Consider the following 11,125-nt stretch of genomic DNA (forward strand, 5'->3'; position numbering starts at 1 on the left):
AAAATTGTACCTCTGTCATACACTAGATTAAATTCAACATAACGGCCACGTCGGTATAGCTGAAAGTTGCGTTCCCGATCGCCATATTCCATGGGTTGCCGTCGCTCTACTATTGTTTTATATGCTGGCAAGAATGATATACCACAATTTTGTACAAATGTAAATAAGGATTCCCAATTACGAGATTCAGGAACTCCTAACTGCTGACTATAGATTGCTGCTGGTCCTTGACTATCTGGCCCTTTGTATAATTCCCCTTGACCATCTTGATAATCAAAGAAGATACCCCCTACACCTCGCATTTCTTGACGATGCTTTAAGTAAAAATACTCGTCACACCATCTTTTAAATACAGGATAATACTCTTTATGGCTTTTGTCACAGGCTGCTTTAATAGTTTGATGAAAGTGATTTGCGTCTTCTGCATAGGGATAGTAAGGTGTTAAATCTATACCTCCACCAAACCACCATACAGGTCCTGCTTCAAAATAGCGATAATTAAGATGCACTGTTGGTACATAAGGATTTTCAGGGTGCAGTACCATTGAAGTGCCGGTCGCATAAAAACCATGACCTTCGGCTTCTGGTCTTTGTGCTAGTATGCTTGGTGGTAGTTTATCTCCCCACACTTCTGAAAAGTTAACTCCTCCCTGTTCAAAAACCGCACCGTCTCTAATTACACGAGACCTTCCTCCACCACCACCTGGGCGTTCCCAACGGTCTTCTTTAAATTTGCCTATTCCATCTAGTTGCTCCAGTCCTTGACAAATTTCATCTTGTATATCCTGCATAAATTTACTGACTCGACCTTGGGTACTACCCAGTGATAGAGATAGAGGTGTTGTTTTTTGAGTTTCAGTGGAAGCTGTCATAGGTACAATATGTGTTTCAAATTGGCTAAAAATTATATGTATCTTTCCAGACTTTTTATCCTACCATGCTATCGATCGTCTAGTAAAATTTTCCTGTTTTTTCCAGTTTTTTTTGAGTAAATCAACCTATCTTGTCATCAGAAGATGTCAAATACTCAACTATAATTCTTAATTATTTAATTACTCTTGCCTATTGATTTACATCTAAACTATATGATTATGATACGGCAGACGATAAATTCTTGATGGCTTAAAAAAGATTTTGTAGCTAGTTATTATTGATTCTTTTACTAATTACTAAATTTAATTTTTTATCTCATTGGCAATCATTTCTCTAGACGACCTAAATTACATTAATTCTTAGGTTAAGATTCATTACTTTTATTAAAATATCAAATTAATAATTAATTTAATTATTAGTAATTAAGTGAAGAAAATATTTAACATTATCTTGCAAATAGCAGATATAATTTAAGAAAAATTTAATTTTTGAAGGATATTATATGTCAACCATACCTGATACTCAATCTATTTTAGATGTTTTACGGCCAGTGCAAGACCCAGAACTGCAAAAGAGTTTGGTAGAACTAAATATGATTCGCAATATTAAAGTTATAGATGGACAAGTTAAGTTCACCTTAGTATTGACAACTCCAGCTTGTCCATTACGAGAATTTATTGTCGAAGACTGTCAAAAAGCTGTCAAGCAACTTCCCGGTGTTAAGGAAGTTATAGTAGATGTCACAGCAGAGACTCCTCAGCAGAAAACTATACCTGACCGCCAAGGTATTGATGGAGTGAAAAATATTATTGCTGTTTCTAGTGGTAAAGGTGGAGTGGGTAAAAGCACAGTAGCAGTGAATGTAGCTGTGGCATTAGCTCAAATGGGCGCTAAAGTGGGTTTGATTGATGCTGATATTTATGGCCCTAACGACCCAACGATGTTAGGTCTAGCAGATGCTAAAGTTATGGTACAAGCAGGACAGTCTGGAGAAGTCCTGGAACCAGCTTTTAATCATGGAGTAAAGTTGGTTTCTATGGCTTTTTTAATTGATAAAGATCAACCTGTAATTTGGCGTGGTCCAATGTTGAATGGAATTATCCGACAATTTTTGTACCAAGTGCAATGGGGTGATTTAGATTATTTATTGGTAGACTTGCCTCCTGGTACTGGTGATGCTCAATTAACATTAGCTCAAGCTGTGCCTATGTCTGGAGTGGTAATTGTGACAACTCCTCAAACAGTGGCGTTATTAGACTCTCGCAAAGGTCTAAAAATGTTTCAGCAGTTAGGGGTTTCTGTATTAGGAATAGTTGAAAATATGAGTTATTTTGTCCCTCCAGATATGCCAGAGAAAAAGTATGACATTTTTGGTTCTGGTGGTGGTAAAAGAACAGCGGAGGAATTAGGTGTACCACTACTTGGAGGTGTTCCTTTGGAAATGCCTGTCAGAGAAGGTGGAGATAGTGGAGTTCCTATTGTAGTTGGCGCTCCTAACTCTAGTTCAGCTCAAGAGTTGAAAGCGATCGCTCAAAAAATTGCTGGTAGAGTTTCTGTTGTAGCTTTGGCATAAAATAAGATTTATAGATGCCAAAAATATTACAATAGAAAAGCTTTTATTTTCCTAAAATTAAGAAAATTTTTGATAGGAGTAGAAAACAATGATTTTACCTGGTGTAGCAGTTAAAGTTAAAAATATTAGTGATACTTATTATGGATTTCAAGGACAAGTTCAACGAGTAAGTGACGGTAAAGCTGCTGTATTATTTGAAGGTGGAAATTGGGATAAGTTAGTAACATTTAGACTCTCAGAATTAGAGTTAGTAGATGCTACGGCAGGTCGCAAGAAAAAATAATTTAGCTAGTAAATAATAGATTTTTTTCATTACTGAACAATTTAGGTTGAAAGTCTTTTATTTGCAAGAATAAATCAAGAGCAAAACAAATTATATAACTTGAAGGAGAGGTAATTATTAATTGTAGAAAAACATCAAGAATGGTATGATATTTTGGATGAAATCTTAATTATTTACCACCTACAACCTTCTTCAATACTTTGGGATAAGTTAGTAACATTTAGACTCTCATAATTAGAGTTACAGCACTTTTCATATTGATGAATTACATCGCCACAATCAAAATCCTGTAGGGAAGTTCCATGGAATGTCACTACAGTGACCGAAATGAAAACCGCTGTAGTAGATGCAACGGCAGGTGGCAAGAAAAAATAATTGGTGTTAGCTTAAATGTAATGAGAATTAGACATCTACTCCACCCATAGGGAGTAGGAAGTAGGCAGCTTTGCTGTAGGGAACCCACCCCTCGCCCCTCCCCCTCCCTAGAGGGGAAAGAATTGATAATTTCTTTGGGATATAGATATTGATTTTTGATTCTTGGAGATGTCTATGAGCTGAAGGTAAAATTGAAAAACTGATGTTTTGCGCCCAAAGTTAATCTCAAAATCATTACCACTCAGCAACGCCAAATAATTTAGTTAGTAAATACTAAGTTGTTTTTCATTACTTAATAATTCAGGTTTTAAGTCTTTTATTTCCTGTGGAAATCAAGAAAAAAATTCTGTTTTCCAATTCTATAAATTTTAAGGAGAGGTAATTATTAATTGTAGAAAAACATCAAGATGAGTTTTTGGGTTAAATCTTAATCATCTACCACCTAAAACCTACAAGTTACCACCTACAACCTACCACCTTCTTATATACTTATGCGTCTTCCTTTACCCCAATTTGCTAATACAAATCGTCAGAACAATTACATAGCTGAAGTAATAGAAACAGCAACAACAGAATTTTTGGCTCAATGTTTAGAACCAGATGAGCTAGATTTTCCGATGATGCCTGCTTTTGGTACTTGGGTAAAATCGGAGGATGAACAATCAGGAAATCAGATTTATGGAGTGGTTTATTATGCAACTACCTTGCCTATTGATTCAGTACATAGGGCAAGAGCTTTGGGAATGTCTTTAACTCAATTACGAGAAGAACAACCACAAATTTTTGCTATGTTGAAGACAGAATTTAGGGTAGCAATAGTAGGTTTTAAGTCTCAAGAAGAATTAAATGGTTCTACAGCAGAAAATGGCAGAATTTACCAATATCTTCCACCCCGTCCACCTCAAATTCATCAAGCAGTTTATTTATGTGAACCAGAAGAAATAGTTAGGTTTAGTGAAAAATTAGATTTTTTGCGGACTTTATTACAGTTATTTAATGCTCCTGTTGATGCTTTAGTAGCTGCTACTATTAGAGAAATTTATCAACTGAGAAAAGCCGACCGTAATTGGTTAGTTCAGGCAGGTAGAAATATGAGTGTTTTGTTGAGAGATGATTATGACCGCTTAAAAATAATATTAGGGCAAATACATCCTTAATAGCTGATTTATCCAGTAAATAATTAAGAGGCTGGATGATTGGCAAGATAAGGTTTTTTTCAGCAATTAAAAATTAACAATTCCCTCTTATTAAAAGGGAGAGGATTAACGCCATTGGAAGAAAATATTTTTTCCCTATGATAGGAGCTGAGAAAAATGAATAATTAATAATTATTAATTATTCAAGCAGTTATATTTAGGGGAATTCTAACTTAATTAAAGGCGAGGTTAAATCAGGGTTTGAGCTAAGTTGACGAATCAAATTTATAACTCAAAAATGATGATTAAACGAAAAGTATTTTACATATCTTTGTTTCTACTGTATCTAGTATTAGCAATTATAATAGTTCCTATGATTGTTCCCTTAAAGGAGGAATTTCAACTCAATTTTGATGAAGGACTTCAATTAATGAGGGCTTCACTTTATATGCAAGGCTACTCACCGCAGACAGAAATTTGGAGCGATCAGCCTTTCTTTTTCCCAGCCCTGCTTTCATTATGGTTTAGTATAGTTGGAAAATCTGTTTTTTCAGCACGCCTTTTGACTGTAACTTTTTCAGCATTACTAATATGGTTTTTCTTTGAAACTATTCGTATTTCTTTAGGAATGTTCCCCGCTCTTATTGGAGCAATATCATTGGCTGCTTCATCAGGGTTTATCAGATTTAGTAGTGCTGTTATGATCGGAATTCCTTCATTATCTTTAGCCGTAATTTCTATCTACTTTTTATTTATTTACAAAAAGAGTCAGCAAAAATATTTATTGATTATTTCCGGTGTTCTTTTTGCATTGTCTTTAAAAATTAAATTTTTTACAGTTTTTTTAATCCCAATTATTTTACTTGTTCTATTTGATGTCAATAAAATTAATGTTGAATCAAATCAGAAGCCAAGAAGTAAATTGATGTACCCTTTACTACTTTGGATAATAAGTTTAGTTGTTATTTTCTTGATTGTTTCATTATTATTTAATGAGTTAAGCTATGAACAGCTTTTTGGTACTCATTTTGGAGAAGAAATTCAAGCTGCATTTACCATGAAAAATGGTTTTGAAAAGCTAAGTAAAGTCATCATCAATAAAGATTACGATCTATTTTCTTTAGCTATTTTCGGTATATTAGTAGTTTTTGTGAGGCATAGATGGGAAGGTATATTTCCAGTTGCATGGCTAGGAACAGGAACATTGCTTCTTTTAAATCATAGACCAGTATGGCCACATCATTATTGTCTCATTGCTATTCCTATGGCTTGGTTGGCCGCTTATGCATCTGTTCCATTCTTTGACCTTTTTCAGCAACGAGAATTTAGATTAGGAAATTATTTTTGGGCAAGTATTTCATTGATTTTAATGATATTTGCATTATTAACATTAAAACCTAAAGTTTCAAAAGATATTCCTAGTCTTCAAAAAAACTATGAACCACAATTTGCAGTTATAAATCGTCTAATAGAGCATAAAGATTCAACAAAATGGCTATTTACAGATGTTCCAATTTATGGTTTTTATGCAGATTTACTTGTTCCTCCAGAAATTGCGGTGTTCTCTACTAAGCGCATAAAGACAGGCCAACTGACTCAAGATGAAGTATATGAATTACTTGTAAAATATCGCCCTGAACAAATTTTAATCGGTAGATTTAAGGGTTTTATATATACATCTAGTGATGTTGACTCATATATAAACAAATTCTATTCAAAAAGCAATGATATTTCTGCTGTCGATCACTATATTTTAAAGTCTTTAAAATAAGCTTTTTAATTTGCCAAGCAACCATTAATTTTTTTTCAGATTGGAATGTTAGTAGTATTGGTAGGGATATATATGACATCAAATTCGGTGGAATTGGACATAAAAAAATATCCAATTGTCATTTCAGTTATCAGTTATTAGTTACCGAATAGTTACCGAAAAATTCTGGTCTAAAGCCTCTCCTTTAAAGGAGAAACAAGAAAAAATTTTCATGATTAGTCAATCCTATCCGTTTCCAAAGAGAGGTAATTATTAATTATTAATTATTAATTATTAATTGTTGAACAGTACCTCTACAATAAGGAGGCTTGAAATATAGAATATTCTCTTTTTTTATCCCCTTGAAAAGGGAGACTTGAAGTAAGCATTCAGCATTCAGCATTCAGCATTCAGCTTTATTACCTTTAAAGGAGAAAAAAGCAATTTTATCAAAGCTTCAGAGTACGAATATCTGGTTGAGAATGTAGTAGAAATTAAATGAATGCTTGCTTTATTCATTAGACATCTCCAATAATAAAAAATCAAATCAATTATCGCAAAGCAATTATCAATCTACTCCCTACTTCCTACTCCCTATGCATGGAGGAGATGTCTATTAAAAAGCTGATAGCTGACCGCTAATAACTGAATGCTTACGACTTGAGACTAAAGTTTTTCGGTCATAACTACGCTCATCAAAGTGATTATCTCTACTTCTGACTCCTGACTCCTAAAGACTTAACCATTCCATAACCGTTTAACGGGATTTGATATGATACACTAGAAAAGTTGTCTAAAATCGCACATCTGGGTAGTCGGGTGTTCTACAGATTAAGAATCTATGAGAATGCACCTGGATGGAGGATTAAACCCGAATAGGAGATTATAATTATGCCAGTTGTTAGTTTGGCTCAATTGTTAGAGTCAGGAGTCCACTTTGGGCATCAGACCCGTCGCTGGAATCCAAGAATGTCCCAGTATATTTTTACAGAGCGTAACGGCGTTCATATTATTGACCTTGTTCAAACAGCTCAATTAATGGAAGAAGCTTACGACTATATTAGAACTGCCTCTGAACAAGGAAAAAAATTCTTATTTGTTGGTACGAAGCGTCAAGCTGCTGGTATTATCGCTCAAGAGGCCAGTAGATGTGGAGCTTATTATATTAACCAACGTTGGTTAGGTGGGATGCTCACTAACTGGACTACTATTAAAACTCGGGTAGAAAGACTCAAAGATCTAGAGCGTCGTGAAGCAAATGGGGCACTAGATTTACTCCCGAAAAAAGAAGCTTCGGTTCTCCGTCGTGAAATGGCTAAGTTACAAAAATATCTGGGGGGTATTAAAAATATGCGTCGCTTGCCAGATGGAGTTGTCATGGTAGACCAGCGACGAGAGTATAATGCTGTTCAAGAATGTCAGAAGTTGGATATTCCTATAGTTTCTTTGTTGGATACGAATTGTGACCCGACTCAAGTTGATATTCCAATTCCAGCTAATGATGATGCTATCCGCTCAATCAAACTTATAGTAGGTAAGTTGGCTGATGCTATCTATGAAGGTCGTCATGGTCAACTAGAAACTCTGGATCAAGAAGATTATGATAGCTATGAAGAATATGAAGAAGATTATGATTATGATGGAGCGGAAGAAGAATTTAATGTAAGTGATGATCAGGAAGAGTCATCAGCAGAAAATAATGAAGAAGAATAAAAAATTCTAGGTAAGCATTCAGCCGTCAGTTATTAGCTATCAGCTATTAATTTTGAGTATGCGTAAAAGCAACCTTTAAAATTGAAAAATAATAAAAAGTTACTGCCATGGGTTCCAGGACAAAAACCTTAGAAGTAATGAATATAGTCATTTTAAATAAGAATGAAATACTTTTTCGGCGGAAACCCTTTCACCGCAAAAAATACTTCTCTTAATCTAAACTAAAATGACTATAATTACGAATTGCTGATAGCTGACTGCTGATAGCTGAATGCTTTAATATTATTGAGTAGTTGAGGTGGGGTTTTTAGGGATAAAATACAACGTAAATTATTTCTAAAAAGCCTACTTTAAATTAAGGCACTAAAGTAGGATTAATTCCTAAATATTAAAATTGTAGTCAAGTTAAATTGAGGAATAAAAAATATGCCAGAAATATCTGCAAAGTTAGTTCAAGAATTGCGTAAAGCAACAGGCGCAGGCATGATGGACTGCAAAAAAGCTCTCGAGCAAAATAATGGCGATATTACTAAGGCTACAGAATGGCTAAGACAAAAAGGTATTGCTTCTGCAGGAAAACTTGAGGGTAAAGTAGCAGCAGAAGGACTGGTTGAAAGTTATATTCATACAGGTAGCAGAATTGGCGTTTTAGTAGAAGTAAATTGTCAGACAGATTTTGTTGCCCGGAATGAAGCATTCAAACATTTAGTGAAAAGTATTGCTATGCAAATAGCAGCTTGTCCACAGGTAGAATATATTTCAGTAGATGAGATTCCTACGGAATTTGTGGAGAGTGAAAAATCTATAGAAATGGGTAGAGAAGACCTTAGTAAAAAGCCGGAAAATATTAGGGAAAAAATAGTTCAGGGAAGAATAGAAAAGCGACTCAAAGAATTAACATTAATGGATCAACCTTATATTAAAGACCAAAATGTCACAGTGGCAGAGTTGGTTAAGGAAACTAGCGCTCAGTTAGGTGAAAAAGTACAAGTACGTCGTTTTACACGATTTGTTTTGGGAGAGGGTATTGAGAAAAAAGAGGAGAATTTTGCTGAAGAAGTAGCAGCACAAATGGCAAAGGAATAATTGATAAATAATCATAATTAAAAATTAAGAATAGCAGAGATAATCTGTTTATTTTTAATTTTTAATTGTTGATAGATAGAAAATAATTCACTATGGTGGGAGCAGCAAGGCAAGTAGAGGAAAAATTGAAAGAAATAGAAGTAGCGATCGCTGAAATTGCCAAAGAATTTTATGGTACTTATGAAGGTTATTTCAAAGTATTAGGTCAAGGGATAGGCCAACAATTAATTTTTGCTAGTTATCATATATGTACTCAAGGATATCCAGAAGCTTTTCTTAATTTATCATTTCCTCAGCGACAAAAAATGCAGTCAGAGTTGCGAGAAATAGCAAAATTACCAGTTAGAGAATTAGAAGAATTATTAGAACAAAATCCAGAAGAACAGCAAAATTTAGATGGGACTTCAGCACCAGAATTAATGATAAGTCTTTTGAGTGAAGAAGATGGGGAGCAGCAAGAAGTAACATCCCCACTAAAAGACCAAAAGACAAACATAGAATTTGATTCTGCTGTATTATTTCCAACTCAAACATCTGATAATAAAGAGCAAAAATTGGCAGATCGGATAGAAGAAAATTTGAATAAAATTGAAACAGAAGAAATAGAAAATTCCCCAGAAAATATTATTGATAAATTAGATAATTTAGATACATTAATATCTTGGCAAGAGAATATAGAAAGGCAAATACCTGAAATCCTCAAAAAAATTTCTCATCAGGCAAATTGCATCCTTAAAAATGCAGAAATACTACCGAAAAAAATACCGAAAAAAGTTTTAGAAGCTGCGACCAAAATGGAATCAGGTGATACTCCTTTAGGTGGAAAACCTAATTTATTAAATTTATTAATTGAAGCAGAAGATCCAGAAGAAGAAAAAAATTCTAGAGTTACTAAAGTTATAGCAGTAAATCTCAGATTATCTGAAATAGAATTTACTGATATTAATATTACTGCCTGGCGTAATAAAATTCGTAACCTTGATCGAAGACTTAACCAATTGCAGCGAGAATATCGTAAAAAGCAACGTGAACGAGCTGTAATAGAGGCAGAGTCAGCATGGCGTTCTAGTTGGTATGAAGAATAATTGGTATTGCTGAAGCACGTGTATGATATTCATCTTCATTACTTAGGAGTCAACCCACCCCTAACCCCTCCCAGGAGGGGAAGAACCAAGTCAGGAGGGAAGAAAGAAGAAGTAAAGAGGAGTAGAAGGACGAAGGTTTTTTGGTCATTTCAGTGGAACGGAGTTCTATAAATAATTTTTTTTCTTTTTTATCCTTGATTTAATTAAGCTTTAAACCTTAGTTATTCGATAAAATTTGTGGTAAATATAGTAGTCGCTATTACTGTATTTGACATATCAAAAGCTTAAAATTCAGACAATGCAATATTTTTCTTTTCTAGATAACTAATCGCCTAGATAAGTAATTTCTGCTATACATTAAGATTATATGGGCTAAAAATTTTCACACTAAAGTAATTCGAGGACAGAAGTAATACTAATTATCATGGATTAATTCTACAAAAAGGTAATTGGAAAATCATACCTAAAAGGAGTTTTTCCTGAATTTTTTCTTACTTCTTCATTAATTCCTTAGATAATACTAATTTTATGTGAGGTGGCACATAATTAGGTATTAGGTGTTATACCATTTTGAAAAAAGAATGTTACGAATAATAAGCATGATTAAAAGACTTTAAAGGAGATGTCCCTTGGAGAAAAAAGAGAATTTCCTAGGTCAAAAATGGTATTGAAGCTATTCATTCTGACTTCTGACTCCTGAGGACTGACTCCTAAGAAATATCCTAGCTATTTGTAGCAAAAATTTATCACCTTTGGTATTAAATATTAGACATCTCCAATAATAAAAAACCAAATTAATTATCGTAGATAAATCATCAATTCTTTCCCCCCTACTCTCTACTCCCTCTTTTCCGGAGATGTCTATTGGTTGTTATACGAATTTTATGTGAAATGGCACAGAATTATGAAATTTATTAACTTGTCTATCTCAATCTACAGTCAACTCTGATTAAAATATTATTCTACAGCGTATTTCATATTAGTAAGGTACACCAGTCGCGGGCAAGATGCTCACACGACAAACACTTGACCATTCTTATGTGTACCTCATTTATCTGCAATCTGCTGTATATATTATAGGTAGATAAATGGATTTCTTCAAAGAAAGCAAAATAAAAGAAGTCAAAAAACTGAATGCTGATATTTATTTAAGTGTGAATTTCTATAAATGAGCGACTAAGAAAATATTATAGAAACAATATGCTATGAATAACGAAAGAGAAAATATAGACTGGGAAAGACTACAAAAAG

Annotated in this window: 9 protein-coding genes; 8 read left to right on the plus strand and 1 reads right to left on the minus strand. The window is 33.9% G+C overall.

Annotation, left to right across the window (positions count from 1 at the left end):
* Positions 1-872: oxygen-dependent coproporphyrinogen oxidase (hemF, locus tag F6K13_RS04810; RefSeq protein ID WP_287286930.1), on the minus strand; the 872-nt coding region annotated here is incomplete at its 3' end.
* A 503-nt stretch (positions 873-1,375) separates the two neighbouring features.
* On the opposite strand from hemF, the gene F6K13_RS04815 reads away from it, so the two are divergent.
* The 8 genes from F6K13_RS04815 to F6K13_RS04850 all read left to right on the plus strand — a co-directional run bounded on the left by F6K13_RS04815 (position 1,376) and on the right by F6K13_RS04850 (position 10,045).
* Positions 1,376-2,446, plus strand: a complete 1,071-nt coding sequence (locus tag F6K13_RS04815) for an Mrp/NBP35 family ATP-binding protein (protein WP_124145728.1) — start codon at positions 1,376-1,378, stop codon at positions 2,444-2,446.
* Positions 2,447-2,534: 88 nt separating this feature from the next.
* On the plus strand, positions 2,535-2,729 hold the full coding sequence (locus tag F6K13_RS04820; RefSeq protein ID WP_124145727.1) for an NAD(P)H dehydrogenase subunit NdhS: 195 nt from the start codon (positions 2,535-2,537) through the stop codon (positions 2,727-2,729).
* A gap of 866 nt (positions 2,730-3,595) precedes the next feature.
* A complete protein-coding gene (locus F6K13_RS04825) occupies positions 3,596-4,261 on the plus strand; it encodes an HAS-barrel domain-containing protein (RefSeq protein ID WP_124145726.1) in 666 nt (221 codons plus the stop codon).
* Positions 4,262-4,538: 277 nt separating this feature from the next.
* Entirely contained in the window at positions 4,539-6,011 is a 1,473-nt protein-coding gene (locus tag F6K13_RS04830; protein ID WP_124154311.1) for a glycosyltransferase family 39 protein, read from the plus strand.
* 870 nt (positions 6,012-6,881) lie between these two features.
* Entirely contained in the window at positions 6,882-7,703 is an 822-nt protein-coding gene (gene rpsB, locus F6K13_RS04835) for a 30S ribosomal protein S2 (protein WP_124145725.1), read from the plus strand.
* 426 nt (positions 7,704-8,129) lie between these two features.
* Entirely contained in the window at positions 8,130-8,789 is a 660-nt protein-coding gene (gene tsf / locus F6K13_RS04840) for a translation elongation factor Ts (protein WP_124145724.1), read from the plus strand.
* Positions 8,790-8,881: 92 nt separating this feature from the next.
* The gene (locus tag F6K13_RS04845; protein ID WP_124154312.1) at positions 8,882-9,874 is read left to right on the plus strand and encodes a hypothetical protein; all 993 of its coding nucleotides are present in this window, start codon (positions 8,882-8,884) and stop codon (positions 9,872-9,874) included.
* A 6-nt stretch (positions 9,875-9,880) separates the two neighbouring features.
* Positions 9,881-10,045 carry a hypothetical protein gene (locus tag F6K13_RS04850; RefSeq protein ID WP_287286931.1) on the plus strand — a complete coding sequence of 55 codons (165 nt, stop codon included), beginning with the start codon at positions 9,881-9,883 and terminating at the stop codon, positions 10,043-10,045.
* Positions 10,046-11,125 lie beyond the last annotated feature (1,080 nt).

Source organism: Okeania sp. SIO2B9, assembly GCF_010672505.1.
GTDB classification, from domain to species: Bacteria; Cyanobacteriota; Cyanobacteriia; order Cyanobacteriales; family Microcoleaceae; genus Okeania; species Okeania hirsuta.